We start from the raw sequence: 26,999 nt of genomic DNA, 5'->3' as shown, positions 1-26,999 counted from the left end.
CTGTTATTATTTTAAAGGTCTGATGACTAGAAAGCAATAGGGAATTTTGAAAATATTAAAAAATAATGCATTAAATCGAATAAATATACTATTTATATGTTTAATAGGAAGGATTTAACTTTTAACATAAAAAAACACATATCGCTAGGATACGTGTTTTAAAAAAATATTTTTTTATCGCGTTCTTCTTTTAAAATTTCAACTGCTTCTCGGAAACGTTGTGAATGGACAATTTCTCGTTCACGTAAGAAGCGTAGGCTGTCATTTATATCTGGATCATCTGATAAGTTAATGAGCCATTGATATGTTGCGCGTGCTTTTTCTTCAGCTGCAATATCCTCGTATAGATCGGCAATTGGATCACCTTTAGCCTGTATATAGGTTGCAGTAAATGGAACACCAGCAGCGTTATGGTAATGAAGAGCACTGTCATGATCAGCGTAATGAGGGTCAAGACCAGCAGCTTTCATTTGTTCAGGGGTCGCATCTTTCGTCAGCTTATAAACCATCGTAGCAATCATTTCAAGGTGAGCAAATTCTTCTGTACCAATATCAGTAAGTAGGCCAATGACTTTATCAGGAATTGTATAACGTTGATTTAAGTAACGTAGTGCAGCAGCTAATTCTCCATCTGCACCACCGTATTGCTCGATTAATAATTTTGCAAGTGCGGGATTACAAGTTCCCACTTTAACTGGGTATTGTAATTTCTTTTCATAAATCCACATAGTTTCTCTCCTTTATATTTGCCATGGCCAAGGACCTTTGCTCCATTCCCAAGGGGCATTAGAATAGCTGTTTCCAAACTGTTGGAGTGGTCCGTATTTTTCTTCCATCTTTTGTTTTAATACTCTCCGCTTATAGGAAAAGTCATTAAATTGATTAATCGCGGCGGTGTCATCTGGATGTGTATCTAAATAAAGAGTGAGTTCAACTAGTACAAAGTCTAATTCTTGAAGCTCCAGTAAAAGCTGATAGTATTCTTCTGGTAGCGATTGATTCACGTCAGTAGTCACCGCCCTTTTTTATAAGGATTTTCATAATAGTCATAAAAAACAGGCCATAAAGTCCCTTTTTGTAGTGCTTCTTTTGGTGTGAATTGAGGCAAGTTTGGCGGTTGAAAGCCTAAAAATAAATTAGGAGGAGTAGAATAATATTTTTTTTCGATAGGAGGACAAGGATCGAGAGGACTATGATAGGGCACGAATGATCTCATATATTTATTCATGAATAAACCTCCTTACATGTTCATTACTACGTATTGTATTCAGACATAATGAGCATTTATGACACATATAAAAAAGTAATAAGTACAGGGGGAATGAATGTGGAGAATGTAAAGAATTTAATCGTGTTAGAAGTAAAGAACTTAAAGGAAACTCTGTATTTTTATGAAGGGATTTTAGGAATCAAGCCTAGTTTAGAAAGACCCCAATTAGATGTAACAGGGGTTTGGTATGATACTGATTCAACGAGAATTAGTTTTGTAATGAATCGTAGTTTGGGTGGGCGTGAGAAGAGTGTTACGGATGCGGTTGATGTTCTAATGTTTTCAATTTCTAACATAGAGAATTTAAAGAAGAGGTTAGTGTTTTATAAAATTGCATATACAGAAAACAAAAGTGAGAAGAGTATTGTAGTACAAGACCCAGATGGATATAAACTTCAAGTGATAGAGAAGGATGAATAAACGGAGGCGATTTAGTGGAGAGGAATTATGAAGAAAGTGCGTTGTTTGAGCATCAATTTTGGCTAAGGGTGCTTACTGATCATTCGCAATTTTTACTTGATGCATTAGCTCCGAAGGAAAAAGAAGATATAAAGAAGGCCACATATTTTCTTGAAACATTTACGAATCTTTTAAATAAAGTTCATAATGTGAATCTCATTGCATTTTCAAAAGAGGCAGAACGAGCCGCAAAGGAAATACGAACGTTTAAATTAAGTATTATACAGAAACAACTCGAGGGAAAAATCACTATTCATTTTACGCCAACTTTCATCAATCATATGGTAAACGAAGTAGAAGAATATATAACGGTGTTAGAATTTTTAAAGAAAGGAGAAGTTCCGCCTGTTTTTCATGAATTACATTACCATCTCGTTTGGTTAACGGATGCGGCTGGTCATGCAGGCTCTATTTCTGGTGGATTAGATCTTGTTGAAAAAAGATTGAAAGAGAAAAGTGAAGAATTTACGAAGCACTTTGAACAATTTTACTTAAAGGCAGTTGAGATGACAGGTTATTTACGGACAGAGCTTCATCATTTTCCTGCATTAAAGAAGTTTACAAAAGATGTTTCACTTGAGTTAAAATTATTTTCGCATTTTCTCCATGAGGTTGAAGAGATGGAGTTATCGAATGAAATATTAAGTGCATTATCTGCTAGAATGGCAGATCATATGGCAAGAGAAGAATGTTACTACTTATTAAAACTAGCTCAATCGTCTGGACTTGAAATGCCGAAATGTAATCCGCTTTAAAGAAAAAGAGGTCAATTTTATTTGGCCTCTTTTCCTGTTTTATTGTCTCTTTTTATTTTTGCTTGTTCAATACTTGCCTGTAATGTCTCCATAATATTGATGATGTTTGGAGCAGGAGAGATGGTTTCGGTTTTTTCCTGTTGTTCAATTTTGTTTTCGATTAGTTCGGTAAGGGCTTCTTTATACTCATCTGTATACATCTCTTGTTCAAAAGGATTTGTAAGATGGTGGATTAAATTGATTGCTGCTGTGAGTTCTTGTTTTTGAATCGGATAATTTTCGTTACTTGGTAAGTTAGGTGTATTTGTTATATCGCGAATTTCATTAGGGTAGTGAATAGTTTGTAATATAAGCCCATCTTCAAAGTTACGGATAATAGCTAAATGTTGTTTTTTTCTAATGGAAATATGGATAAGACCAAGTTTATTCGTACGTTCAAGAGCTTCTTTTAATAATAAATATGATTTTTCATGTCCTAGGGTAGGTCCTATAAAATAAGAGCGATCATAGAGAACAGAATCAATTTCGTTATTTTGGACAAAAGATATAATACGAATGGATCGTGGTTCATGAGCTTGTTGTAATTCAGCTAATTCTTTTTCATCCATAATAATATATTTATGAGGTGCGTATTCATAGGCTTTTACAATATCTTTATCATCAATTTCTTCATCCGTACAATCAGGAGCAAATTTTTTATATTTAATAGGTGTTAAGCATTCTTTATGAAGACTTAAAAATTTTATGTCGTTTTCTTCTACGGCACTATATAGTTTGATTCCTATATTTAATAGTCCAAGTGAAAGTGCACCTTTCCATACAGTATGCAAATGAAACATCTCCTTTCGTTCAAAAATGATTATGTATATTATGAGATAGTAAGAAATTTCCTATACGTTTTTTGTTTTTTACGAAAGGGATTGGGATATAAAATATATTGACAAGCCCTCTGAAATATTTTAATGTGAGTGTATAAAATTGTGTATAAAGGGGAGTAACTTATTACAGTAAAGTCGTCATTACAGGGAGAAACCCTCGGCTTTATTGGCAACGTTTCGTTGTTAGTGAGACCTTTACCAGCAATGGTAAAGGCCCCTTTCTGTCTTTTTGAGGACCCTTACCATATTTGGTAGGGTCCTTTTCGTATACAAAGAGAGGAGATATAAAAATGAAAAAACTTATTAGTAGATTAAGAGTTGTATTTCATGTTCGCCGATTTGTTCCATTCCTATTTGACTTTTTCACTTCAAAAGAGGTTTCAATAAAGAAGAAAATTTTATCTATTGCGTTTTTAGTTGGTTATGTTGCGATGCCGCTCGATTTAATTCCAGACTTCCTGCCGTTTATCGGTATTTTAGATGATATTGGAATTGTGTTATTTATTTTGAACCGAATTGTAAAAATGGCGCCAGTTCAATTACAAGAAAAGCATAACGTAAATGTAGGATAGGAGTTAAAAATATGGAGCAAATTATTTTAGATATAATCGAATTTTTAAAGCAGTTTTCTTATTTTGGAGTTGTGTTAGCATTAACGTTTGAATTTATTCCGGCAGAAGTAGTTTTGCCTATGGTTGGGTATTGGGTATACGAGGGTGATATGAATTTTTGGCTTGCTGTACTAGCCGGAACGCTTGGCGGAACGACAGGACCGTTAACGTTATACGCACTCGGTTATTACGGTGGTCGTCCGCTATTAATAAAATACGGAAAATACTTCTTTATTAAAGAAGAACAAATTCAAAAAGCAGATGATTTCTTTGAGAAATATGGACCAGTTGTAGCATTTGTTGGACGCTTTGTACCGGGAGTTAGAACGCTTATTTCTGTTCCATGCGGTATGGCGAAAATGAACATATGGAAATTCAGCATATATACATTTGTAGCAATGTTCCCGTTAACGACTTTGTATGTTTATTTTGGAATGAAATTAGGTCCGCATTGGGAAAAAGCAGCAGATGTTGTTGGGCAATATATGCTACCGATATTAGGGGGCGTTATTCTTATCGTTGCTAGTATCTTTGTCTATAAATATATGAAGAAAAGAAACAAAACGGAATCTATCTAGTCATTTGAATATTTTTTGAAAATAGATGAATAGTACAGGCAAAAGACTCTGAGGGACATACACATATAGGGAATATAAAAGAGAGAGGGGAAACAACTATGTCTTGTGAGTGCTCAGGGTCAGCATTAACTTGTTGTCCAGATAAAAATTATGTGCAAGATAAAGTGTGTAGTCCGTGGTCTGCTACTGTAGTTGCAACAGCAATTGATAATGTTCTCTATACAAATAATATTAACCAAAACGTAGTTGGTACTGGTTTTGTTAAATATGATGTTGGACCAGGCCCAATTACTGTAGAAGCGCTTGATTCTGCTGGGGGTACAATTGATACACAAACATTAAACCCAGGAACGAGTATTGCTTTTACGTATCGTCGCTTTGATAGTATACAAGTTGTGTTACCTGCAACACCTGCTGGAACGTATCAGGGAGAATTTTGTATTACAACACGTTATCCACTTTCATAGCAGAATAGGAGAGGATCGAAATGGGAATGAGAAGTTCCAGTTTGTCTTGTTGTTCTAATAAAACACTTGTGCAAGACCAAGTATGTACAGACTGGTCTATTACAGGTGCTGGTACTCAAATTGTATATACAAATAATATCACGCAAGAAGTATATGGTTCAGGTTACGTGAAATATGATGTAGGTGCGAACCCGATTACAGTTGATTTTTTAGTTGGTGCTACAGTAATTGATACAATTACTGTACAGCCGCAAAGTAGTGGTACTTTCACTGTACGATATTTTACGACTGTTCGAATTACTACGACAGGAACAACTGTTAATCAAGGAGAGTTTTGTATTACTGTACGTTATCCGATTTCATAAAAAAAGCATACCGTAAATGGTATGCTTTTTTTATTGAGAAAGTAATGAAATTGGTATTCTATAAGCAACATGTAAATTCGCAACAGTACTTGCCTTCTAAATATAGTGAAGGATTACTTGTTATATTGATAATATTGACCGACTGTAGGTTTTTTCCTGTGTACGATATTGTATTACCAGGAAACACAGTGAAAATATTGGTTACTGTTCCAACGATTTGAATTGTAATTGCTTCGGTGCTGCTAGTACTATTGTAAACCGAGACAGTACCTGATATAAGTAGTATCCCATCACTTTGCCATAGTATCATTGATTGTGATGCATCTTTGGCAGAGGGGATGGTGTTATTAGTTATGAGGAAATTCCCTGCAAATTCATTTGTTACTCGCTCGCAATTTGGATTTGGAGGAGGGGGCGGTGGACAAGGGTCTGGACAAATAATAGATAAAGGAGCGAAACAGCCGATATTTTTTTTATTCTTCAATACAACCCCTCCTTTTAAGTTGTTTTTTACTACTATTAAATGTAAAAGCATGGCCGATGTGTTAAAAAAGAAGGAAATATTAAAAATTAAGATTGTCTAATAGGCTTAAACCTTAACTTATCATTAGCGTTATAGAAAAGATTATATGTGAATAGTCATAGGAAAAGAATGATCAGACTCTTTTAGACAAAAGGTGGTTGTATACAATAGTATGAGGAATGTTGGACTTAATTTCTAATTAACTGTATATTTACAAAAATCTAATAAAGTTCATTTGTTATTTAAACGACATTAACATGTATTAGATAAAATAGCCCTTGTAATGAATCAATTATTATGAGGAGGATTCACGTGGACAGAAATGCTTTAAGAAAAGTAAAAGGCCTTATTGGATTATTAATGGTTTTTGTATTAGCGTTCGTATCATTTCCGTGGAGTACATCAGTCAAGGCAGAAGAGAAAAAGCAAGAAAAGGCATCAAGTGAGAAGAAGATAGTTTTTCCAGTTGTAAGTGATGTGCATATTAAAAATAGTGGAACGGATGATACGTTTCGCTGGAAAAGAGCGATTGAACAGTTTAATACATTAGCACCGAAGCAAGATGCGTTCGTAATTGTGGGAGATTTTACTGATTCAGGATCGGTACAACAGTATGATCGTTTCATGCAAGTATATAATGAAAATGCAAATAAAGATGCGGTACGAATGAACTCCCTAGGGAATCATGATTATTGGAACGGTTTATCAGAAGCTGGAGCACAAAAGAGGTTTTTAGAAAAAACAGGTATGGAATCAATTTATTATCATAAAGTGGTAAAAGGTTATCACTTCCTTGTTATGTCTCCAGAGAATGGAACAACTCATGGATATTATTCAGACAAGCAAATTAATTGGTTAAAAGAAGAAATGGCGAAAGCGCAAAAAGATGATCCAACAAAACCAATTTTCGTATTTTTACATCAACATATTAAAGATACAGTGTACGGTAGTCATGAATGGGGAACACAAGATAGCGCAAAAATTAATACAGTATTAAAGGAATATCCACAAGTTATTACATTTTCGGGTCATTCGCATTATCCGTTAGACGATCCAAGATCGATTCATCAAAAAGACTTTACATCAGTTGGTACTTCTTCAGTAAGTTATATGGAAGTTGAAGGTGGTAAAGTACAAGGGAATATCCCGCCAGGAGCTAGTACGTTAAGCCAAGGTTTATTAGTAGAAGTAGATGATGAAGAAGTAACGATTAATCGTCGTGATTTCCATACGAATTCTTGGACAGGCGAGCCTTGGAAAATTAAATTACCAGCAAAGAAAGAAACATTTACACATGTAGAAGATCGTGATAAAGAAAAGCCTTACTTTGCTAAGGATGCAAAGCTTGCTGTATCAAATGTAACAGAAAATGCGGCAACAGTAACATTCCCGCAAGCATTGGACAACCTTCTTGTTCATTCTTATCGTGTACAAGCTAGAGATAAGCAAACGGGAGAAATAAAGAATAAATTGTTAGCATTCTCAGAGTTTTATCGTGATCCAGTGCCAAAAGACCTTACATTTACACTTGCAGGATTAGATGGCGGGAAAACATATACACTTGAAGTCGTTGCAATTGATTCATTTGGCAATGAAACCGCACAGCCGTTAACTGCGGAAATTACTACGAAAAAAGATAATATTGACCCGAATGTGAAAGTACCAAAAGCTGATGTTTTCGATGTAAACTTTGCAGATGGTACATTTAAAGACAATTCACCATTTGGTACAAAAGGTGATGTGAAAGGCAATGTGACTATTGAATATGATAAAGCATTGAAAAAGAATGTGATGAAGTTAAACGGACAATCTAATACATTTGGATACCTTCCATTTTCAGCAGCACAAAAAGAGAAAGTAGCAAATACATTTACGCTAGAAACGGTATTTTCAATGAATCAAATCCGTGGCCAAGGTATTTTGCAAAATACAGAGAGCGGCGGAATTGGATTTGAGTCTACAGGAAGTGGATATGTTGAATTATGGGCTCACATTGGTGGTAGCTATAAACGTGTTGGCGTTCAATTAGAAGCAAACAAAACATATCACTTAACAGGAACGTATAACGGAAGCGAAGTGGCAATTTACGTAGATGGTAAAAAAGTAAATAGTCAGCCAGCTACTGGGAAAGTGTATCATCCAAACGTACCATTTGCATTTGGAGCGGATCCTGATAGTAACGGAAATGGTGGTATTCCGTTAAATGGACAAATCGCGCTTGCGAAATTATATAGTAAAGCGTTAAGTTCTTCAGAAGTATTAGCGGCGTACAATGAGTTCTCTAACCGTACGAAGTTAGAGCAAGTAAATGCGTTATTTGAAGAGCTTGGAAAAGTAAAGGAAGTGCTAGCTGGTACGTATGAATTTGGTGATAAACCAGGTCAATATTCAAAGGAAGCATTTCAAGAACTAGAGAAAAGCTATAATAATGCAAAACAAGTGTTTGAAAATGTAGGGAGTACGGGAGAGCAAATCGTTCAAACATATAACGAATTAAAAACAGCTAATGTAACATTTGTACAATCTAAAGTAGTAGAACAACCGAAAACACCGAAAGAAAAATTACAAATCAATATTGAATCTGCAAAAGTAGTAGTGAAAAAAGCGCAAGATGCAAATGTAACGGACGGTTCAGTGAAAGCATTGAGTCAAAAAATTACAGTGGCCGAAGCTGTAGTGAAAGATGTAAAAGTAAAAGATGCACAGGTAGAAACGATGAATCGTACATTAGAGTATACGATTTCACTTGTTGAAAAAAGTATAAACAAATAAGAGAGAAGAAAAGAAGCTTATCATGATAGGCTTCTTTTTTGTTATACTAAAAGTAGTATAGAATGAAGGAGCGAATAATTTGGAACAGAAAAAGCTAAAAAGAATTCTTGAATATGTATGGATTGCGGTTGTGCTCCTTGTAGGATATTATTTCTTAAAAGAGAAAAGTATTTGGGTTCTATTTTTAATGACGTTTTTATTAGCGGGTTTAGGCACGTTATTTATTAATTTCTTCTTTGATAGTTTAAATGCATGGAAGAAGAAAAAGAAGGGAACGAAGTAAAGGAGGGAATATATGCAAAAGTGGAAGCTCATATATCAGGTGATTATTTTCCTATTACTTGTAGGTATTGGAATTATTAAATACGCAACGCCAATAGGAAATTGGGCATGGTTTACAGCTTGCATTGGCATATTTTTCATTTTACAATCGTTAACGAAAAAATATAATAGTACAGAAAAATAGCTCGCCGCTAAAATGGCGAGCTATTTTGTTATGCTTTTTTCTTTTCATCATTCGTTTTTTCGGTAGCTAAATGACTATGTTTCCTAGAGTAGAAGAAATAGAAGCATAAGCCGACTATAAGCCAAACTGCAAAGCTAATCCATGTTGTTTTAGACAAATTGATCATTAAATATAAGCAGCAAAGAATCGCGACAACTGGTAATACAGGTACGAAAGGTGTACGGAATCCACGTTTTAAATCAGGATGTGTTTTTCGTAAAATAAGTACTGCGCAGCAAACGAATGTAAAGGCTGTTAACGTGCCGATGTTTACTAAATTCGCTAGCAAATGTAAATCTAAAAGTCCTGCTAATAAAGCGGCAACAACGCCAGTAATCCACGTATTTAATAAAGGGATTTTTACTCTTTTATTTACACGTGCTAACGCTTTTGGAAGTAGACCGTCACGGCTCATTGCATACGAAACGCGAACTTGTCCATACATAACGACTAAGAGAACGGTTGTCATTCCAGTCATCGCTCCGACAGCGAGTAGTCCTGCAATTGTATCCTCACCAACGAAATGCAATGCAAATGCAACTGGATCAGAGACGTCTAATTGCGTATAAGGAACCATACCTGTTAAAACGAAAGATACAATCATATATAAAACAGTACAAATAAGAAGAGAACCGATAATACCAATTGGTAAGTCACGCTGCGGTTTTTTCGTTTCTTCTGCAGCGGTTGCGATTGCATCAAAACCTAAAAAGGCGAAGAACACAGTGGCAGCCCCAGTAATAATACCGTCGTATCCGAATGGGATGAACGGTGTCCAATTTTCAGGTTTTACATATTTTGCACCTGCTACGATAAAGGCAATGATAACAGCTAGTTTAATAAGAACCATAATATTATTAATGCGTGCACTTTCACGTATACCAAAACTTAAAAGGCCAGTAATAAGAAGTAAAATGCAGACAGCTGGTAAATCGATGAGACCACCTTTTCCTACGCCGGGGGCCGAGGCGATTATGGCGGGCAGGTGTATATTGAACCCTTGTAGTAATGATTGCAAATAACCAGACCAACCGACAGCTACTGCTGCAACGGCAAGTAAATATTCGAGCATTAAACACCATCCGACGATGAAGGCGACGACTTCTCCGACTGTCATATATGCGTAAGTATACACACTTCCTGAGACAGGAATAGAAGAAGCAAATTCAGCATAACAAAAGGCTACACAAGCACAAGTAAATGCAGCAATAAGAAATGATAGCATAATACCAGGACCAGAATGTTTTGCTGCAACAATACCTGTTAATACAAAGATCCCTGTCCCAATTACGGCGCCGATCCCTAAAAACGTTAAATCGAGTGCAGTTAATGTTCTATCTAGCTGCTTTGGTGATTCAGTACTAAGCGCTTTTTTTCGTAATAATGACTTCACTGTGGACTCTCCCCCCGTTTTTTCATTTCCATAACTGCGACTATAGTATGAGCCCATTAAAAAAGAGTATGTAAGGAAATGGAGGTACAGTTATGGTATGTAGTTTTTTAAAATTGCTGGATTAATCTTAATATAATTCAGAATATTTTGTCAAATAAAAATATGAAAAATAAAATTCGGATCAATAGGGGAAACTACTTGCAGAAATGGACGGGGGTTAACGACCCACTGATTAAAGTTAAAGTAGGAGCAGATGCTATGTTATTTTATTTTGAACTTGTCGTCATTTTACTTTGTACGAAATTAGCTGGTGACATTAGTGTGAGACTTGGTCAGCCTTCTGTACTTGGTAAGTTAATTGTTGGTATTATTATCGGTCCGGCTGTACTCGGTATTATTAATAGTTCTGAACTGATTGATGAACTGAGTGAGATTGGTGTTTTGCTACTTATGTTTATGGCGGGACTTGAAACAGATTTAGAAGAGTTAAATCGGAATTTGAAATCGTCATTTGCAGTAGCGGCTGGTGGAATTATTTTTCCTTTCATCGGTGGTTATGTAACAGGGTTACTGTTTGGATTAATACAGTCCCATGCCATTTTTTTAGGGTTATTACTTTGCGCAACATCGGTTAGTATTACGGTGCAGACGCTACGTGATCTAGGAAAAATGAATACGAGAGAAAGTACAACAATTTTAGGTGCTGCCGTATTTGATGATGTCATTGTCGTTATTTTATTGGCATTTGTAATGAGTTTTTTAGGAACACAAGATGTGAATATAACACTTGTCATTGCAAAGAAAATTATTTTCTTTGTAAGTATTGTTTTTATTGCTTGGAAAGTCGTTCCTTGGATTATGAAAATGCTTGTCCCGCTTCGTGTAACAGAAGCGTTAATTAGCGCGGCTCTTATTATTTGCTTTTCTTTTTCTTATTACAGTGAAATGATGGGAATTGCAGGTATTATTGGAGCATTTGCAGCAGGAATTGCTATTTCTCAAACAGAGTATAAGCATGAAGTGGAACATAAAATTGAACCGATTGCTTATGCAATATTTGTTCCAGTATTCTTCGTAAGTATCGGAATGGAAATTACATTTCAAGGCATTGGAAGCCAGCTTTGGTTCATTATTATTATGACCCTCATTGCAATTTTCACAAAGTTAATTGGATCAGGTTTAGGAGCGAGATTGACAGGTTTTAATCTCCAATCTTCTATTAGTATTGGCGCGGGGATGGTATCACGTGGTGAAGTAGCGCTTATCATCGCAGCAAATGGACTTACGGCGAATTTATTAGCGAAAGAAAATTTCACAGCGATTGTTATTGTTGTTATATTGACGACGATTATTACACCGCCACTTTTGAAGAAATATTTTGTATAGAGAGGAAGGGCTTATCTGATGTAGGTAAGCTCTTTTTTTATTCCAAAAAGCAATGGTCATATAGCATGAAGGGTTTGTAATTATGGTAAAATCTATGTATGTGATATGACAAGGAGAGGGAAGTGTGAAGATTACGAAGGAGAAGGTTATCGGTGTAATCGTACTTATTGCAGTATGTATACCATTTACTGCATGGAAAGAATCAAAAGTGAAAGATTTTCCGGTTTCTATTTTTTCGGAAGAAGCAGATGGTGAGTACGGTCAGAAGCTGAAATATACTGCTTTTTTACCTGATGTTGCGATTTGGATGAACGGTTGGAAAGAGAAGTGGACAGAAGGAGAAAGAACTGTTTATCAAAAAGGGAATCGCATTGTAAATGTGTTTCATCCTCCTGGCGATGATGGTTTTTACCTTCTTGAAGCAAGAGAAAATAAGTGAACGCAACCGTAAGAAGTGGAGGTTAAATAGTGAAAGCTTCAACATTACTATTTAAAATTGAAAGTAATATGGATCAATTTTCACCAGCTGAAAAGAAGGTTGCCATGTACATAATGGAGAATGCAGAGATTGTTCCGAACTTAACGACGAAAGAAGTGTCAACGAATGCAGGCGCAAGTGAGGCGAGTGTCGTTCGTTTTTGTAAGTCGATTGGGATCGGAAGTTTTAAAGCATTTAAGATAGCACTCGTTCGTGAATTAACGATTGCTGATTATAATATTAACGATTTTTCAGTGATGAATACGGAAGATGGACCGTACGATTTGTTTAATAAAGTCACTTATGTGAATAAAGCTGCAATTGAGGCGAGCGTTACTGCGATAGATAAGAAGGAACTTGAGAAAGCTGTAGATCGTATTGTCAATGCGGGCAAAATTATATTTTACGGCGTAGGTGGATCAGCTACGCCAGCAATGGATGGGGCGTATAAATTTACACGGCTTGGATTTACAGCGATGATGCTATCTGATTTTCATATGATGTTGCCGCTTGTGACGAATTTAAAAGAAGGCGATATATTTGTTGCGATTTCAACATCTGGTCGAACGAGAGATGTGCTTGAAATGGCGCAGTATGCAAAGAGACAAGGTGCAACTGTTATTGGAATTACGAAGCTAGATCAATCATCCCCCTTATATAAAGAAGCGGACATTCGTCTTTGTATGCCAGATGTAGAACAAGATCATCGTATTGCAAGTATTGCGTCGAGAATGACGCAACTGAATATGATTGATGCTTTATATGTGATTACTTTCAACCGAATTGGTAATAAAGTATTGGATCAATTTATGGAGACGCGAGAAGAAGCGTTGCGGTTACGGAAGTTAAAGTAGAAGAAAAGATGAGGAGACTCATCTTTTTTATTATCTTTGACACAAATATGTCATGTTGTGAAATTTTATTTCATAAAATAAGAAAGAGTTATTGATTTTTAGTTTCTTAAAGTTATAATAAAAGTGTGAAATATAATTTCAAAGAGGGTGGCAATATGTTAGAAAATTTATCGACAGAACATCGTAATGAGAAAACAATGAATCTGGATGAAATGAGTATAAAAGAAGTGTTGCAAAGTATGAATGAAGAAGATCGAACTGTTGCGTTAGCAGTTGAAAAAGAGATAGAACAAATTGAAAAGGTTGTACAGACTGTTATTAAATCTTTTGAAGAAGAGGGACGTTTAATTTACATTGGTGCTGGTACGAGTGGTCGTTTAGGTATTCTAGATGCAGTGGAATGTCCGCCGACATTTGGCACGGATGATAAAATGGTGCAAGGATTTATAGCAGGTGGGTTGAAAGCGTTTACTAAAGCGGTGGAAGGTGCCGAAGATCGCGAAGAGTTAGCAGAAGAAGATTTAAAAAGTATTGGATTAAATGAGAAAGATACAGTGATTGGAATTGCTGCAAGTGGCAGAACTCCTTACGTAATTGGCGGCTTGAAATACGCACAGAGCGTAGGAGCGAGTACAGCGAGTATTTCTTGTAATAAAAATGCTGAAATAAGTAAATATGCAAAGTTAAATGTAGAAGTAGAGACAGGTGCAGAAATATTAACAGGATCAACGCGTTTAAAAGCTGGTACAGCACAAAAATTAGTGTTGAATATGATTTCAACAGCTTCGATGATTGGTGTAGGAAAAGTATATAAAAACTTGATGGTAGATGTTCAATCCACAAATGAAAAGTTAGTAGAACGGTCAAAACGAATTATTGTGGAAGCAACAGGCGCTAGTTATGAAGTAGCGACAGAGTATTATGAAAAGGCAGAACGTAACGTAAAAGCTGCCATTGTTATGGTGTTGTTGCAGTGCGAATATGGGGAAGCACTGGAGAAACTAAAATGCGCAAAAGGGTTTGTGAAGAAAGCACTATAAAATAATAGGGAGGGGGATTCTATTATGAAGAAAGAAGAGAGAATGGCCAAGGAAATTTCGGAGCAACTTGGAGGAATAAAAAATATTCGTAGTATTGCTCATTGTATGACGAGACTACGTTTAACGCTTCATGATGAAAGTAAAGTAAATATGGACCTTTTGAAAAAAGTTGAAGGCGTTATGGGTGTTATAGAAGATGAGACGCTTCAAGTTGTCGTTGGTCCAGGAACAGTAAATAAAGTAGCAGCTGAAATGGAAGGCTTAACAGGACTACGAATTGGTGAGGTAGCAGATCATCACCTTGAAGATATTGGGCAAGAGATGAAATCAGAGATTAAGAAGAAAAATAATACACCGGTGAAAAACTTTTTACGAAAAATAGGAAGTATTTTCATCCCATTAATTCCGGGGCTTGTTGCGTCAGGAATTATAAACGGGGTTGCTAACTTTGCGAAAAATGCTGGTGCTGATCCAAATGCAACGTGGTTACAAATGTTACTACTCATTGGCGGCGGTATCTTTACATTCTTAGGAATTTTAGTCGGCTGGAATACAGCGAAAGAATTTGGCGGGACACCGGTTCTTGGGGCAATTGCTGGTATTTTAATTTTCAACCCGGCGATGGCAAACGTAAAATTGTTTGGTGAAGCATTAGTGCCCGGACGGGGCGGATTGTTTGCAGTTATTTTTGCAGCATGGCTTATGGTTGTAGTGGAAAGACAAGTTCGAAAAGCAGTGCCAAATGCAGTTGATATTATCGTGACACCACTCATTACTGTATTAGTTGTAAGTATCGTAACGATGTTAGCCATTCAGCCATTAGCAGGTTTCTTATCAGATGGTATTACGAGCGGAATTAATGCTATTTTAAATATCGGCGGAGCATTTGCTGGCGCAGTACTTGCGGGAACATTTTTACCTCTCGTTATGGTCGGATTGCATCACGGTTTAACACCAATTCATATGGAATTCATTAATCAAACACACGTAACACCTTTATTACCAGTACTCGCAATGGCTGGTGCTGGCCAAGTGGGCGCAGCAATTGCGATTTATGTGAAAACAAAAAACAAACGACTTCGAAATGTAATTAAAGGTGGATTGCCAGTTGGCTTTTTAGGAATTGGTGAGCCGCTATTATACGGGGTTACATTACCACTTGGGAAACCGTTTATTACTGCTTGTTTAGGAGCAGCTGTCGGTGGTGCATTCCAAGCAGTTATGCAAACAGCTTCTCTTGGGATTGGCGTATCAGGGCTATCTTTAATTCCGTTAATTGCTGACAATAAATATTTACTATATTTCTTAGGTTTAGTAATTGCATATGCTTTCGGATTTATCTTTACGTACTTCTTCGGATTTAAAGAAGAAATGGCAGAAAACATATAGAGAAAGGGATTACTTTCTCTTTTTCTATTAATAGAAAGGGAGATTTATATGATCGGAGTTTCCATTTATCTTTCAAAAGAACGAGTAGAGAAACAAGAAGAGTGGCTAAAAGTAGCGAAGGAAAATGGGTTTACATCTATTTTTACATCACTGCACATTCCAGAAGATGATCCAAATACGTATAAAGAGTTAATTCAAATATTAGGGAAACAAGCTCTTGCACATGAAATGGAGTTAATGGTTGATGTTTCTCCAAAATCGTTACATCATTTAGGGCTAACATATGAAAATGTGGAAGAACTATTGGACTGGGGCATTACCGGTTTAAGAATGGATTACGGCATTGCGCCAAAAGAAATTGCAAGCGTATCTCATAAGATGAAAGTAGCTTTAAATGCGAGTACGATTACAAAGTCATTTTGGAAAGAGTTACTTACAGAACATATACGAGTAGAGAATGTAGAAGCGTGGCATAATTTTTACCCACGTCCAGAGACAGGACTAGCAAGGTCCTTCTTACAAAAGCAAAATCAATATTTACAGGAGTGTGGAATAAAAACGATGGCATTTATTCCAGGAGATGCGGAAAAGCGTGGTCCGTTATATGAAGGTTTACCGACGTTAGAGAAACACCGCAATATGCGCCCGCTTGAAGCGTATTTAGAACTGGTTCAAGATTGTGGCGTCGATAAAGTGTTGATTGGGGATATAAGCGCAGGTTTGGAAAGCATGCAAGAAGTAGCTAGTGCGAGTAGAGGGATTATTCCATTGCGTTACAAATCATTTATAACTGATAAAGAAGTATTAAAAGTGGTGGAGCAAGTGCATACAAATAGACTAGATCCGGCTCGTGATGTTATTCGATCTGTAGAATCAAGGGAAGGAAATAGAGTGGTGTTACAGCCGATGCATACAATTGTAAGAAAGAAAGGCAGCATTACAATTGATAATGAATTGTACGGTAGATATGCAGGGGAGATGCAAGTTGCTACACATGATTTACCTGTAGATGAGAAAGTGAATGTTGTTGGAATGGTTGTGGAAGAGGACGTTTCTTTACTACCTTATATTGGCGCTGGAAAAATGTTTCAACTTTTTCTATGCGATAGAATAAAAGCTTGAATTAGCGCTATTTTGTAGGAAAACATTATCCGTAAAACGGATAATGTTTTTTGTTTTCTTTAAAAAAGTAATTGACGAATGAAATAAAATACCGTATTGTTTTGACTTGTAAATAAAAGTTCACTATAACAAAACAAAAAGGAGAGTTCAAAATGAATCAATATATTGGGAATTTAATTATTCGTATCGTGTTAGGAGTTACGTTCTTTGCACACGGTTTAGCAAAGTTTCAATCAGGTATCGATAATGTAGCAGGATGGTTTACAAGCATCGGTTTACCAGGTGGCCTTGCATACGGCGTAGCAACTGTAGAATTAGTTGGTGGTATATTATTAATTATCGGTTTAGGTGTACGATATGTAGGATTGTTATTCGCTCTTATTTTAGCTGGAGCTATCGTAAAGGTAAATGGAGCAGCAGGTTTATTAGGAGATGGAAAGAATCCAGGATATGAATTAGATCTTGCATTATTATCAATGGGTGCGTATTTATTCGTAGTAAAAGCAGAAGGATATGTAGATCGTTTCTTAAAAGAGAAAGTAATGAAAACGAAGTAAATTTTATTTATAAATTGTTGACTTGAAGAATTATTGTAACTATAATGATTACAACTGATGAATTACGAATGAAACAATTTAAATATTTTTTTACACAAGATGTAACTGCATTGGTTACGTCTTGTGTAAAAATAAATAAACGGGAGGAAGTAATATGCCTAAATCAAATTTAGAAATTATTCAAAGCACGTATGAAGGATCAGCTTCTTCGAATGCAAAGCATTTAGCAGAAGCCCTCTCTGAAAAAGTGGAATGGACAGAGGCAGAAGGTTTCCCGTATGGCGGAACATATACAGGCGTAGAAGCTATAATGGAAAATGTATTTAGCCGTTTAGGATCAGAATGGGATGATTATAAAGCAAGTGTAAATACATATCATGAAGTAAACGGAAAAGATGTAATTATTGCTGAAGGTATGTATTCTGGAGTTTATAAAGAAACAGGAAAATCATTTGAAGCAGAATTTGTTCATATATGGCAGCTTGAAAATGGAAAAATTGTGAAGTTTAAGCAGTATGTAGATAGTCATATTGTTAGGGAAGCGATGAAGAGCTAATGCTTTTTAAATGGATTGTAGGTATATGTATTACCATTATGGTAATCATCTCTTCTATAGTTGGCGGAAAGAAATTGCTTGCATATGTGGAAAAAGAAAATACAAATATTCAAACCGAGCGAGCGGCAAACGAAAAAGAGAAAAAAGCTGCAGAAGAAGCTCCGCAAATTAGTGAAGGTGAAATTATTTCTACTATGCATAAAATGGTCCACCAAAAGGTAAAATCCTCTGAAAAATGGGGATTTGTAGAGATGACAAAAAAGGAAATTTCTAATGTAAAAAGAGATATTGAAAATAGTACAGGTTTTCAATATAAAATGAAGTTATTTTCTATTATAAATAGATGGGAAAAAGGAGATTTTTCTCAAACCGTTGAGGAACATAACTTTTTATGGAGCCTTCAAGGTGGAGATACTGGTAAGGCGACGGAACGTTTATTGCCAGAAGAGGAAAAGCAGTATATAAAAGAAATGAAGAGTAAATAAAAACATCGCCAACCCAGATGACGATGTTTTTTCATTAAGAATGTTTTCGCATTAAAGGTCTAACAGGCTGAACGGCAACAGTTTTGAAATGAGAAAATAAATAACATCCTGTTACAACGACAATTGTCCCTAAAATTTGTATCCACGTTAATTCTTCTCCGAGGAATATGAATGCTAAAATGGCTGTGAAAATTGGATTGAAGTTTAGAAAAATACCTGATGTAGTTGCACCTAATTTTTGTACACCAATATTCCAAAATACCATACAAAGAACTGTCGAAATAAGCCCGGTATATAAAAGTGATGTGATGAAAGAAGTATTTATATTTGAAACAGTGAAGCTACCTATGTTAAACGGTAGTAATAAAATAACGCCGAAAATACCAGAGTACAACGTTGCCATAAGTGGTGTAGTTGTTTTTGTTGCCCATTTACTACAAACAGAATAGATTCCCCAAATACAGACTGCTGCAATCATCCATAAATCACCGCTATTAAAATGTAGTGAAAATAAAAGCGAGAAATCACCTTTTAATAGGACGAGGATAACCCCGAAGAATGAAAGAATCATGGATAGGATTTGAAGTGTATTTACTTTTTCTTTTAGAAATAATACTGAAAATAATGCGATTGAAATTGCATTCAAAGTAGAGATAAGACCTACATTCGTAGCGGATGTTTTTTCTAATGCTAAAAATTGAAAGATGTTAAAAAGAGCGACCCCTGAAATTCCCATCAATATTAAAGGAAGTATTGCGGTACGTGGTGGAAGGATTTTCTTTTCTTTAAACCATACCATTGGTAATAAACAAACAATCGCAATCATCCATCTTAAATTTGTCAGTGTCATCGGCAATGCATGATCGACGAGTGATTTTCCAACGACAAAATTTCCTCCCCATAATAAGCTCGTTAGTAATAGTAAAAAGACGTAAAAATAAGGCATGCTAAAATCCCCTTTTTTATAATCAATACGAATTGTAAATAATTTTAGCATTTTTCTTTATTGTATAATATATTCTTTTGTATAATGGTAAAAACTCGATAAAATATTTATCTGTGAATGATATTTACGGAATGATATTCAGTTTTGGATAAATTATAAGGTGTTTTTTCGAATAATCATCGGTAAGAAAAAAGGGGGAATTGTAATGGAGTCGTCTGTTATTAAAGTGTTGGATGATTTGGATGTACAAATTTTAGATATATTGCAGAAGGAGTCACAAGTAAGTAATGCAGAGCTGGCACGTCGCGTTAATTTATCACCGGCTGCGATGCATGCAAGAATAAAAAGGTTAGATGGGGAAGGTTTCATCGATAAGCAAGTTGCGATTTTAAATCAAGAAAAGCTTGGGTTTGATTTATTATGTTTTATTTTTATGAGTACGAATATTCATCAATTTGACAAGTTAGAAGTGTTGGAGAAAGAATTAGAATCGATGCCGGAAGTGTTAGAATGTCACTGTTTAACAGGAGAATACGATTATTTATTAAAGGTTGCAAATCGTGATCGTAAAGAACTGGAGCAGTTTATTAGAAAGCTGAATAAGCTTGGTATTACAAGGATACAGACAAGTTTAGCACTTCGTGAAATTAAATATTCGACGGTATTGCCGATACGAGATGAGGAACCGAGCATCAATTAGATTGCTTGGTTTTTTGTTTGCATAAAGTGATTGACGAGGAGAAAAGAGAGCTGTATTATTATATAAAATTATGTATTAAAATTCATTTAAAGTTATAAATATTAATATCGAGGGCAAGGGGATGTAATATGAAAATCTGTAATGCGGTGACGAGTGATGTGAAAGAAATTTATAGTCTTATTGAGGTTTATGCAAAAGAGGGAGTGGTTTTACCACGTTCCCTTTTGTCTCTTTATCAATATTTGCAATGTTTATATGTTATGAAAGAAGACGAGAGAATTGTTGGAGTTGCTGGATTACATGTATTAGGGGAAGATCTTGCAGAAATACGATCGTTAGTAGTTTCGCATACATATGCAGGGAAAGGGATAGGGCGTATGCTCGTAAATCATGTAATGGAGGAAGCTACGAAAATAAATGTAAGAAGAGTAATTTCCTTAACATATGAAACAGTATTTTTTCAAAAGTGTGGATTTGATTTTATAAACAAAGAAGCGTTGCCAGAGAAAGTATGGATTGATTGTAGACATTGTCCAAAGGTGGATTATTGTGATGAAGTGGCGATGGTGCGGTATGTTGGATAAAAAATTTATAGGGAAAAAGTTCCCACTATTATTTACATATATAGTGGGAATATATATTTCCATAAGAAATGGACAGGTTATTAAGAATTTGAATTCTTTTGTCTCACGGCAAAATTATAAAGTGGATCTTTAAGTTCATAGTTATACGTTAAACCGTCGACAATTCCTACAACTTTATCATTATCATAAAGGTCGAGCATAAATTGTGCCATTTGTTTTGCAGTGTGGAATTTTGGTACAACATTATCGTATTGGAATTCATCAATATCAAATGAACGCTTCGCAAATTCTGTTTCAGTTGCAGCAGGAGCTAAAACTTTTGCTTGCAGTTTTGCGCCTTGTTCTTTCAGTTCGTGAGACAGCCCTTCTGTAAATGCACTTACATAGAATTTCGTAGCGCAATACGTAACAGCATCAGCAACAATCGTGTATCCGCCGCCCGATGAAACGTTAATAAGCTGTGTTCCATCAACCATTGAATAATCTCGAACGAAAAGAGAAGAGAGTATTGTTAGTGCTTCTATATTTACATGTAACATCGTTTCGATTTTATTTAAATTTTGTTCAGCAATTGAGGCGAAATTACCAAAACCTGCGTTGTTAATCCACGTTTCAATTTGAAAAGCTTGTAGGCTTTCATAAAGTTTATAAACATCTTCAGTAACAGATAAATCAGTTCTTCGAATGACAACATCCAACTCCGGATGCATTTCGTTAATTTTTAATTTTAATCCGTTTAATTCTTCTTGTCTTCGAGCTACAAGTACTAAATTTTTTCCGCGAGATGCAAATGCTAAAGCTGCTTCATAACCAATTCCGGAACTTGCGCCAGTAATAACAGTGTATTTCATATAAAATCCCCCTAAATTCAAATTCATTTATGGTTAGATTGTATTTGTTAGAGTATACTCTAAGTCAAATGTTTTTTATAAATTTGATACGGTCATAAAATATATGAGGGTAAGCATGTGGAGGGAGCTTTAGTATGTACACAATTAGTGAGGTAGCAAAATTATTAGGCGTGAGCACACATACACTACGTTATTATGAAAAGGAAAATATATTAATTGCAAATCGTGATACAAATGGAAATCGACTTTACGAAGAGTCACATATAAAGTGGTTGCAGTTTGTAATGAAATTAAAACAAACGCAAATGCCAATAGCGAAAATAAGAGAATACGCTAGATTATATACAGAAGGGGTGCATACAACAGAAGCTCGTTTACAGCTCCTAGAAGATCATAGGAAATCTATTCAGATTCAAAGAGAAAACTTAGAGGTTACAGAGAAGATGCTTGAGAATAAAATTCGTACATACAAAAGCTCATTGGAAAATAAATAGATGTTGTTATGTGATGAAAAATGGATTTGATCTATGAGTATTTCATCATAGTGTGCGGATAAATAAAAAAGAGCAGCTAGCAAAAGCTAACTGCTCCATTCAAGGGATCTCTCCAAGGGGGAGTGGAGAAAATATTATGTTACTAGCATTATTGACAGATTATTAGGAAATATACAAATCAGATGAAAGAAATTTTAAATAAACTTTCGGCATTGACAGTTTTTAAAATGTTCATGTACAATATATATGAATGACATTCAGTCATTTTGTATGACAGGATGCAGTTTACTTGGAAACGGAACAAATATAAATGGTAAATGAGGATGATATTTGTTTTTATATAGTATTGATGAAAGAGTATATTTTTTTAAAATAAAAATGACTGATAGTCAGTCATAAGAGGTGAGAGGTATGAAAAATAGAGCTTGGTTATATGTCATATTAACATGTATCTTTGAAATTTTTTGGGTGTTTGGTTTTAATACGGCTAATACTTGGTGGCATTGGATTATTATTTTAGGAGTTATCGCTGTTGATTTTCACTTCCTTTCTAAAGCGTGTGAACATCTTGCAACAGGAACTGTATATGCTGTTTTCGCTGGAGCTGGTACGGTAGGTACTTTCTTAATGGATGTATTTCTTTTCGGTGGAAGTTTCAGCGCAGGCAAACTATTCTTCATTCTTATGGTAGTAGCCGGCGTTATCGGTTTAAAGTTAGCTGACAATAAAGAAGAAACTGTGGAAGGAGCTGCTTAAAAATGGGTTGGTTTTTCGTATTTTGTGCTGCAATTAGTGAAATAGTCGGTGTGATAGGACTTAAAATGTATAGTAAAGATAAGACATTAGCCAATGGTGCGATTTATATAGGTGGGTTTGCTACATCCTTCGCATTTTTGTATACTTCCTTCTTATTTTTACAAGTAAGTGTCGCGTATGCGGTTTGGATTGGTATCGGAACAGCAGGTGCAGTTTTGTTAAACATGTTCTTGTTTGGTGAGTCGAAAAGTAAAGCGCGTATCATTAGTGTGTTTCTTATTGTATGTGGAGTGACAGGATTAAAGGCACTTTCTTAAAGGTATATTGTATTTTTATCTCCTAATTGTTTATTAGGAGATTTTATTATAAAAAAATGATTTCCTCTTAGAGTTCACTATCATTGACAGTACAATCGATTATCTTATAAAATGAGTGACAGTCATTCAATATGCGTGTGAAAGGGTTTAGATGATGAATAAAAAAGAGAAAATTGTCTATGCAGCTATTGAAGTGTTTCAGGAAAAGGGCGTCGAAAAAACGAAGATTTCTGATATCGTGAAATTAGCTGGCATTGCGCAAGGAACTTTCTATTTATATTTTCCTTCTAAGTTATCTGTTATGCCTGCAATAGCAGAAGTGATGGTTGAAAAGATGATACTTGCAGTGAAAGAAAAAGTGCAAAACGATGCGCCTTTCTCAAGTAAAGTGACGCAAGTAATAGATGCGGTGTTTCACTTTATAGCTGAATATCGTGAAATACAAGCTTTAATGTATGCTGGTCTTGCATCTACAGAACATATAAAAGAATGGGAAGCTGTGTATGAGCCCCTTTATATGTGGCTAAGTGAATTTTTAAATGAGGCAAAAGAAGCTGGTGAAATTCGTGATTCGGTTCACGCAGAGCGAACAGCGAAGTTATTTATCGCTCTAGTTGAATCAGCAGCGGAACAAGTGTATCTATATGATCATAAAGATGATGAGCAAGTGGATTTGCAAAAGGCAGAAGTACTAGATTTTTTAACACATGCACTACATATAAAGAAATAGTGAGATGAACCTGTCTGAAAAGGTAGGTTCATTTTTGAGGAAAACTGAATGATAGTCATTCACCTAATGCGTATGTATGTGTGGAAGGATAGTGTGAAATTCTAACGAGTAGGGGGCATCTCTACTCATGACTAGCCCACAAATAGAAGGATAGAGAAAAAGCTTCTTGGGCATTATTTTTTGAGAGGAACTTACGGGAAGAGGTGTTAAAAAGTGAAGAAACCGATAAAAGAACAAAAGATGGTATTGGTCATTCTTTTGAGTAATATATTTATCGCTTTTTTAGGGATTGGATTAATCATTCCGGTTATGCCGTCCTTTATGAATGATATGGGTTTAACAGGGAAGACGATGGGATATCTCGTTGCAGTGTTTGCAATGGCACAGCTCATTACTTCACCTATTACAGGCCGGTGGGTTGATCTTTACGGTAGAAAGAAAATGATAATCATTGGATTATTTATTTTTGGTGTTTCAGAGCTTCTTTTTGGATTAGGAAAAGATGTATGGATGCTTTATGTAGCAAGGGTATTAGGCGGAATTAGTGCTGCTTTTATTATGCCTGGTGTTACGGCATATGTTGCGGATATTACATCTATTCAGGAACGTCCAAAGGCGATGGGATACTTATCTGCGGCTATTAGTACTGGATTCATTATAGGGCCTGGAATCGGCGGATTTATTGCAGAATACGGTATACGTGTGCCGTTTTTCGTTGCAGCAGTAATTGCTTTTATAGCATGTGTGATTTCGATCTTTATTTTAAAAGAACCGTTAACGAAAGAAGAACTTGCAGAGATTTCTTCTAATACGAAAGAATCAAGTTTTATTGGGGATTTAAAGAAATCATTACATCCAATGTATGCAATTGCATTTATTATCGTATTTGTACTCGCATTCGGATTATCAGCGTATGAAACAGTGTTTAGCTTATTCTCTGATCATAAATTTGGTTTCTCGCCGAAAGATATTGCAGCAATTATTACAATTAGTTCAATCTTTGGGGTAGTTGTGCAAGTATTTATGTTTGGCAAATTGGTAGACATGTTCGGTGAGAAAGTGTTAATTCAAATATGTTTAATTGTAGGTGCAGTATTAGCATTCGTCTCAACTGTAGTCTTTAATTATTGGATTGTACTTCTCGTTACTTGCTTCATTTTCTTAGCATTTGATTTACTTCGTCCAGCTTTAACGACATTTTTATCAAAAGCAGCCGGAAAAGAGCAAGGATTCGTCGCTGGTATGAACTCGACTTATACGAGTTTAGGAAATATCGCAGGACCAGCGATGGGCGGAATATTATTTGATATGAATATTCATTATCCATATGCATTTTCAGGCGTTGTTTTAATAGTTGGTCTCGGCATTACATTTATGTGGAGAGAGAAACAGTTGGCTGAAAGTTTTGCGAAGTAATAAAACCCCTTACGACGTGAGGTAAAGTGACCCCCGACAACGGGACACATATCAAAACACCTAAACCATCTGTTCCTTAAATTCTTTAGGGGATAGGTGGTTTGATTTTCATTGAATTTTCACATAATTGTAGTAATGAATGTATTCTAGCACAATCTTTCGCACAGTTTGGATACTTTTGTTATCTTTTGTGAATGGAAAGCTTCACTTTTTAAATGGCCAAAGAAGCTTTCCATGACGGCATTATCATGGCAATTTCTTTTACGGGACATGCTGGTGATGATGCCGTTTTGTTTGGCATACGCTTGAAATTCCTTCGCAGTATAAATACTTCCTTGATATGAGTGAAGGATGACATTTTTTACTTTTCACCCTCTCATTGCTTGTTTCAATGTCTTCGTCGCTAATGTCAGTGTTTGTAATTCGTTGATGACACAACTAATAATTTCGCGATTAAGGGCATCCATGATCGTTGATAAATACAAGGTACGCTCTCCAAATAAGAGATACGTCACATCCGTAAACCTGGATGTATTGAATTGGCACTCCAATCGATGAGGGGCTACCATTGGTTCCGCACCATTGATATATTTCTTTTTTTCGACGTCCTTTACTTTCTCTTCTAAATGGGATACCACCCGCATTTTAACGAAAGTATACGCTAAGCAAATTTTGACATAAAAAAAGCCGATTTTTCTACTCTAAGAAATTTTCGGCTCTAATTCGTTATAGGTTAGTTGTTACTTTGTGTGCTTCATATTCTTTCACTATTTTATAAAATTATTTTTCTTCAGTTTTAATAATTTCATAAACTTAACTCCTGTTATTTCTCTATTTTTCTACCTTGGATAAATTTCTTCTGTAAATATTTTGCATATAAAATTATCTCTTTACATTTGCTACCATAATTATACCGCTACAAACTAATGTTGATTTCCCAATAATCTGTTTTAATATTAAAATCTTAAAAGTAATTAATCTTTTATAGGAAGATATTTTTAAGCACATTTATTTTGCTTAAAGGTATCTTTAAATAGCATAAGTGAACAAGACTTGCTGGAAGTAATGAAATAAGAGCAATATTTAAAATAAGATTGCAAAATGCAGAGAGTTTAAAAATTTAATGAAAAATTTATATTTGCCCTACATTTTATTTAATTAATTTTCTCTATCTTATATATGTTGGAATTCATATAATACCTTTCTGTTAAAGAAGGAATTGTACTAAGTTACGCATTAGATAAAAAGTGATAATGAAAGGTAAATGTATAATGAAAAAAATAAAAAAGTTAATTGTTCCAATTAGCTTCAGTTTATTGCTAATTGGATGTAGCGGTAAAGAATTGAATGGGAATTGGAGATTAGCGGATAATGACACTACTTGTCCGGTTTCTTACCAGTTTGATAAAAAAATCGAAGTTAATCCAGAAAATAAAAAAAAGAAAACTATATGGTTAATAGAGATGCATACTCAAAAAATATCAAATGAATATAAAAATGCAGGGACATACACTTGGCTTGATAATGAATGGATAAATATTGATTACGGCAACAATTTTACTCAAAAACAAAAAATGGTACAAAATAAAGACAAATTGACAATTTATTTTCCATGGGTAGAAAAAGTATGTACGTATAAAAAAACAAATTAAGATGCCTTCAAAATTATAGAAGAAACTATGGATTGATAAAGAAACTTTAGATGGATGGCTAAAAAGTAATCTAGATATTATATATATTTGATATGTATGTAATGGAATAC

At 35.2% G+C, this 26,999-nt stretch carries 35 protein-coding genes and 1 pseudogene; 27 read left to right on the top strand and 9 right to left on the bottom strand.

What is annotated here, in order from left to right; translation table 11 throughout:
- Positions 1-158: 158 nt before the first annotated feature.
- Genes cotJC through AC1Q8L_RS08065 form a run of 3 tightly spaced genes read right to left on the bottom strand, consistent with a single transcriptional unit; the run spans position 159 to position 1,228 of the window.
- On the bottom strand, positions 159-728 hold the full coding sequence (gene cotJC, locus AC1Q8L_RS08075; protein WP_000265273.1) for a spore coat protein CotJC: 570 nt from the start codon (positions 726-728) through the stop codon (positions 159-161).
- Positions 729-740: 12 nt separating this feature from the next.
- The gene (locus AC1Q8L_RS08070; protein WP_001076510.1) at positions 741-1,004 is read right to left on the bottom strand and encodes a spore coat protein CotJB; all 264 of its coding nucleotides are present in this window, start codon (positions 1,002-1,004) and stop codon (positions 741-743) included.
- Positions 1,005-1,012: 8 nt separating this feature from the next.
- Positions 1,013-1,228 (bottom strand): spore coat associated protein CotJA, encoded by a 216-nt coding sequence (locus tag AC1Q8L_RS08065; RefSeq protein WP_086387965.1) that lies wholly within the window; start codon positions 1,226-1,228, stop codon positions 1,013-1,015.
- Between the two features lie 48 nt (positions 1,229-1,276).
- Here AC1Q8L_RS08065 and AC1Q8L_RS08060 point away from each other — a divergent pair, with 48 nt between their 5' ends.
- On the top strand, positions 1,277-1,690 hold the full coding sequence (locus tag AC1Q8L_RS08060; RefSeq protein WP_072939912.1) for a VOC family protein: 414 nt from the start codon (positions 1,277-1,279) through the stop codon (positions 1,688-1,690).
- A 14-nt stretch (positions 1,691-1,704) separates the two neighbouring features.
- Complete coding sequence (locus tag AC1Q8L_RS08055) at positions 1,705-2,484, top strand: DUF2935 domain-containing protein (protein WP_000440991.1); 780 nt, start codon at positions 1,705-1,707, stop codon at positions 2,482-2,484.
- 17 nt (positions 2,485-2,501) lie between these two features.
- On the opposite strand, the gene ku is transcribed toward AC1Q8L_RS08055, so the two are convergent.
- Entirely contained in the window at positions 2,502-3,314 is an 813-nt protein-coding gene (gene ku, locus AC1Q8L_RS08050; RefSeq protein ID WP_086387964.1) for a non-homologous end joining protein Ku, read from the bottom strand.
- Positions 3,315-3,652: 338 nt separating this feature from the next.
- Here ku and AC1Q8L_RS08045 point away from each other — a divergent pair, with 338 nt between their 5' ends.
- From AC1Q8L_RS08045 to AC1Q8L_RS08030, 4 genes are all read left to right on the top strand, one after another.
- Positions 3,653-3,934 carry a YkvA family protein gene (locus AC1Q8L_RS08045; RefSeq protein WP_000733844.1) on the top strand — a complete coding sequence of 94 codons (282 nt, stop codon included), beginning with the start codon at positions 3,653-3,655 and terminating at the stop codon, positions 3,932-3,934.
- Positions 3,935-3,945: 11 nt separating this feature from the next.
- Positions 3,946-4,551 carry a DedA family protein gene (locus AC1Q8L_RS08040; protein WP_000435017.1) on the top strand — a complete coding sequence of 202 codons (606 nt, stop codon included), beginning with the start codon at positions 3,946-3,948 and terminating at the stop codon, positions 4,549-4,551.
- 98 nt (positions 4,552-4,649) lie between these two features.
- Positions 4,650-5,018 (top strand): DUF3992 domain-containing protein, encoded by a 369-nt coding sequence (locus AC1Q8L_RS08035; protein ID WP_001277540.1) that lies wholly within the window; start codon positions 4,650-4,652, stop codon positions 5,016-5,018.
- A gap of 20 nt (positions 5,019-5,038) precedes the next feature.
- Entirely contained in the window at positions 5,039-5,383 is a 345-nt protein-coding gene (locus AC1Q8L_RS08030) for a DUF3992 domain-containing protein (RefSeq protein WP_000525814.1), read from the top strand.
- 58 nt (positions 5,384-5,441) lie between these two features.
- Here the strand turns inward: AC1Q8L_RS08030 and AC1Q8L_RS08025 are convergent, their stop codons facing one another.
- Positions 5,442-5,822, bottom strand: a complete 381-nt coding sequence (locus tag AC1Q8L_RS08025; protein ID WP_240522936.1) for an S-Ena type endospore appendage — start codon at positions 5,820-5,822, stop codon at positions 5,442-5,444.
- Here AC1Q8L_RS08025 and AC1Q8L_RS08020 point away from each other — a divergent pair.
- From AC1Q8L_RS08020 to AC1Q8L_RS08005, 4 genes are all read left to right on the top strand, one after another.
- Positions 5,737-5,967 carry a hypothetical protein gene (locus tag AC1Q8L_RS08020; protein WP_240520395.1) on the top strand — a complete coding sequence of 77 codons (231 nt, stop codon included), beginning with the start codon at positions 5,737-5,739 and terminating at the stop codon, positions 5,965-5,967. The two genes, AC1Q8L_RS08025 and AC1Q8L_RS08020, sit on opposite strands and share 86 nt — an antisense overlap.
- Before the next feature lie 251 nt (positions 5,968-6,218).
- On the top strand, positions 6,219-8,678 hold the full coding sequence (locus AC1Q8L_RS08015) for a LamG-like jellyroll fold domain-containing protein (RefSeq protein ID WP_025118498.1): 2,460 nt from the start codon (positions 6,219-6,221) through the stop codon (positions 8,676-8,678).
- 79 nt (positions 8,679-8,757) lie between these two features.
- Positions 8,758-8,961: a hypothetical protein gene (locus tag AC1Q8L_RS08010; RefSeq protein ID WP_000435796.1), complete on the top strand. Its 204-nt coding sequence runs from the start codon at positions 8,758-8,760 to the stop codon at positions 8,959-8,961.
- Between the two features lie 12 nt (positions 8,962-8,973).
- Positions 8,974-9,144, top strand: a complete 171-nt coding sequence (locus tag AC1Q8L_RS08005; protein ID WP_001174835.1) for a hypothetical protein — start codon at positions 8,974-8,976, stop codon at positions 9,142-9,144.
- 28 nt (positions 9,145-9,172) lie between these two features.
- Here AC1Q8L_RS08005 and bcaP read toward each other — a convergent pair whose 3' ends face one another.
- Positions 9,173-10,576: a branched-chain amino acid transporter BcaP gene (gene bcaP, locus AC1Q8L_RS08000; RefSeq protein WP_000838715.1), complete on the bottom strand. Its 1,404-nt coding sequence runs from the start codon at positions 10,574-10,576 to the stop codon at positions 9,173-9,175.
- 162 nt (positions 10,577-10,738) lie between these two features.
- Here bcaP and AC1Q8L_RS07995 point away from each other — a divergent pair, with 162 nt between their 5' ends.
- The 9 genes from AC1Q8L_RS07995 (at position 10,739) to AC1Q8L_RS07955 (ending at position 18,443) form a co-directional block, all read left to right on the top strand.
- Positions 10,739-11,962 (top strand): cation:proton antiporter, encoded by a 1,224-nt coding sequence (locus AC1Q8L_RS07995; RefSeq protein WP_050457855.1) that lies wholly within the window; start codon positions 10,739-10,741, stop codon positions 11,960-11,962.
- Positions 11,963-12,086: 124 nt separating this feature from the next.
- Positions 12,087-12,401 carry a hypothetical protein gene (locus AC1Q8L_RS07990; RefSeq protein ID WP_000704960.1) on the top strand — a complete coding sequence of 105 codons (315 nt, stop codon included), beginning with the start codon at positions 12,087-12,089 and terminating at the stop codon, positions 12,399-12,401.
- A 29-nt stretch (positions 12,402-12,430) separates the two neighbouring features.
- Entirely contained in the window at positions 12,431-13,294 is an 864-nt protein-coding gene (locus AC1Q8L_RS07985; protein WP_071713872.1) for a MurR/RpiR family transcriptional regulator, read from the top strand.
- Positions 13,295-13,449: 155 nt separating this feature from the next.
- A complete protein-coding gene (gene murQ / locus AC1Q8L_RS07980; protein ID WP_000892347.1) occupies positions 13,450-14,334 on the top strand; it encodes an N-acetylmuramic acid 6-phosphate etherase in 885 nt (294 codons plus the stop codon).
- A gap of 24 nt (positions 14,335-14,358) precedes the next feature.
- A complete protein-coding gene (locus tag AC1Q8L_RS07975) occupies positions 14,359-15,723 on the top strand; it encodes a PTS transporter subunit EIIC (RefSeq protein WP_000711293.1) in 1,365 nt (454 codons plus the stop codon).
- 48 nt (positions 15,724-15,771) lie between these two features.
- Positions 15,772-16,845: a DUF871 domain-containing protein gene (locus tag AC1Q8L_RS07970; protein ID WP_000580632.1), complete on the top strand. Its 1,074-nt coding sequence runs from the start codon at positions 15,772-15,774 to the stop codon at positions 16,843-16,845.
- A 152-nt stretch (positions 16,846-16,997) separates the two neighbouring features.
- Positions 16,998-17,402, top strand: a complete 405-nt coding sequence (locus AC1Q8L_RS07965) for a DoxX family protein (protein ID WP_001077751.1) — start codon at positions 16,998-17,000, stop codon at positions 17,400-17,402.
- A 154-nt stretch (positions 17,403-17,556) separates the two neighbouring features.
- Positions 17,557-17,958: a nuclear transport factor 2 family protein gene (locus AC1Q8L_RS07960; protein WP_001126708.1), complete on the top strand. Its 402-nt coding sequence runs from the start codon at positions 17,557-17,559 to the stop codon at positions 17,956-17,958.
- The gene (locus AC1Q8L_RS07955) at positions 17,958-18,443 is read left to right on the top strand and encodes a PRK06770 family protein (protein ID WP_000897994.1); all 486 of its coding nucleotides are present in this window, start codon (positions 17,958-17,960) and stop codon (positions 18,441-18,443) included. The genes AC1Q8L_RS07960 and AC1Q8L_RS07955 overlap by 1 nt, the downstream gene beginning before the upstream one ends.
- A 34-nt stretch (positions 18,444-18,477) precedes the next feature.
- Here AC1Q8L_RS07955 and AC1Q8L_RS07950 read toward each other — a convergent pair whose 3' ends face one another.
- Positions 18,478-19,389: a DMT family transporter gene (locus tag AC1Q8L_RS07950; RefSeq protein ID WP_098311668.1), complete on the bottom strand. Its 912-nt coding sequence runs from the start codon at positions 19,387-19,389 to the stop codon at positions 18,478-18,480.
- A 205-nt stretch (positions 19,390-19,594) separates the two neighbouring features.
- On the opposite strand from AC1Q8L_RS07950, the gene AC1Q8L_RS07945 reads away from it, so the two are divergent.
- Positions 19,595-20,089 carry an Lrp/AsnC family transcriptional regulator gene (locus AC1Q8L_RS07945; RefSeq protein ID WP_000446096.1) on the top strand — a complete coding sequence of 165 codons (495 nt, stop codon included), beginning with the start codon at positions 19,595-19,597 and terminating at the stop codon, positions 20,087-20,089.
- 128 nt (positions 20,090-20,217) lie between these two features.
- Entirely contained in the window at positions 20,218-20,673 is a 456-nt protein-coding gene (locus tag AC1Q8L_RS07940) for an N-acetyltransferase (RefSeq protein ID WP_000686663.1), read from the top strand.
- 80 nt (positions 20,674-20,753) lie between these two features.
- Here the strand turns inward: AC1Q8L_RS07940 and AC1Q8L_RS07935 are convergent, their stop codons facing one another.
- Positions 20,754-21,524 carry an SDR family NAD(P)-dependent oxidoreductase gene (locus AC1Q8L_RS07935; RefSeq protein ID WP_000878082.1) on the bottom strand — a complete coding sequence of 257 codons (771 nt, stop codon included), beginning with the start codon at positions 21,522-21,524 and terminating at the stop codon, positions 20,754-20,756.
- A gap of 134 nt (positions 21,525-21,658) precedes the next feature.
- Here AC1Q8L_RS07935 and AC1Q8L_RS07930 point away from each other — a divergent pair, with 134 nt between their 5' ends.
- The 5 genes from AC1Q8L_RS07930 to AC1Q8L_RS07910 all read left to right on the top strand — a co-directional run bounded on the left by AC1Q8L_RS07930 (position 21,659) and on the right by AC1Q8L_RS07910 (position 25,237).
- Entirely contained in the window at positions 21,659-22,018 is a 360-nt protein-coding gene (locus AC1Q8L_RS07930) for a MerR family transcriptional regulator (protein WP_000288074.1), read from the top strand.
- Between the two features lie 411 nt (positions 22,019-22,429).
- Positions 22,430-22,774 (top strand): DMT family transporter, encoded by a 345-nt coding sequence (locus AC1Q8L_RS07925; RefSeq protein ID WP_000796020.1) that lies wholly within the window; start codon positions 22,430-22,432, stop codon positions 22,772-22,774.
- 2 nt (positions 22,775-22,776) lie between these two features.
- Positions 22,777-23,091 carry a DMT family transporter gene (locus tag AC1Q8L_RS07920; protein ID WP_000539671.1) on the top strand — a complete coding sequence of 105 codons (315 nt, stop codon included), beginning with the start codon at positions 22,777-22,779 and terminating at the stop codon, positions 23,089-23,091.
- 151 nt (positions 23,092-23,242) lie between these two features.
- Positions 23,243-23,821: a TetR/AcrR family transcriptional regulator gene (locus AC1Q8L_RS07915; protein ID WP_001999151.1), complete on the top strand. Its 579-nt coding sequence runs from the start codon at positions 23,243-23,245 to the stop codon at positions 23,819-23,821.
- Between the two features lie 213 nt (positions 23,822-24,034).
- Positions 24,035-25,237 carry an MFS transporter gene (locus AC1Q8L_RS07910; protein ID WP_000742945.1) on the top strand — a complete coding sequence of 401 codons (1,203 nt, stop codon included), beginning with the start codon at positions 24,035-24,037 and terminating at the stop codon, positions 25,235-25,237.
- Positions 25,238-25,345: 108 nt separating this feature from the next.
- Here AC1Q8L_RS07910 and AC1Q8L_RS07905 read toward each other — a convergent pair.
- Positions 25,346-25,839, bottom strand: a pseudogene (locus AC1Q8L_RS07905) (DDE-type integrase/transposase/recombinase); the annotation flags it as partial.
- 669 nt (positions 25,840-26,508) lie between these two features.
- Here AC1Q8L_RS07905 and AC1Q8L_RS07900 point away from each other — a divergent pair.
- Positions 26,509-26,889, top strand: coding sequence for a hypothetical protein (locus AC1Q8L_RS07900; RefSeq protein WP_000721368.1), 381 nt, complete (start codon positions 26,509-26,511; stop codon positions 26,887-26,889).
- Positions 26,890-26,999: the final 110 nt, after the last annotated feature.

Source organism: Bacillus sp. GW823-FHT06A11, from assembly GCF_058795355.1.
The sequence above is the reverse complement of the archived record's forward strand: the minus strand, read 5'-3'. Positions and strand labels throughout refer to the sequence as shown.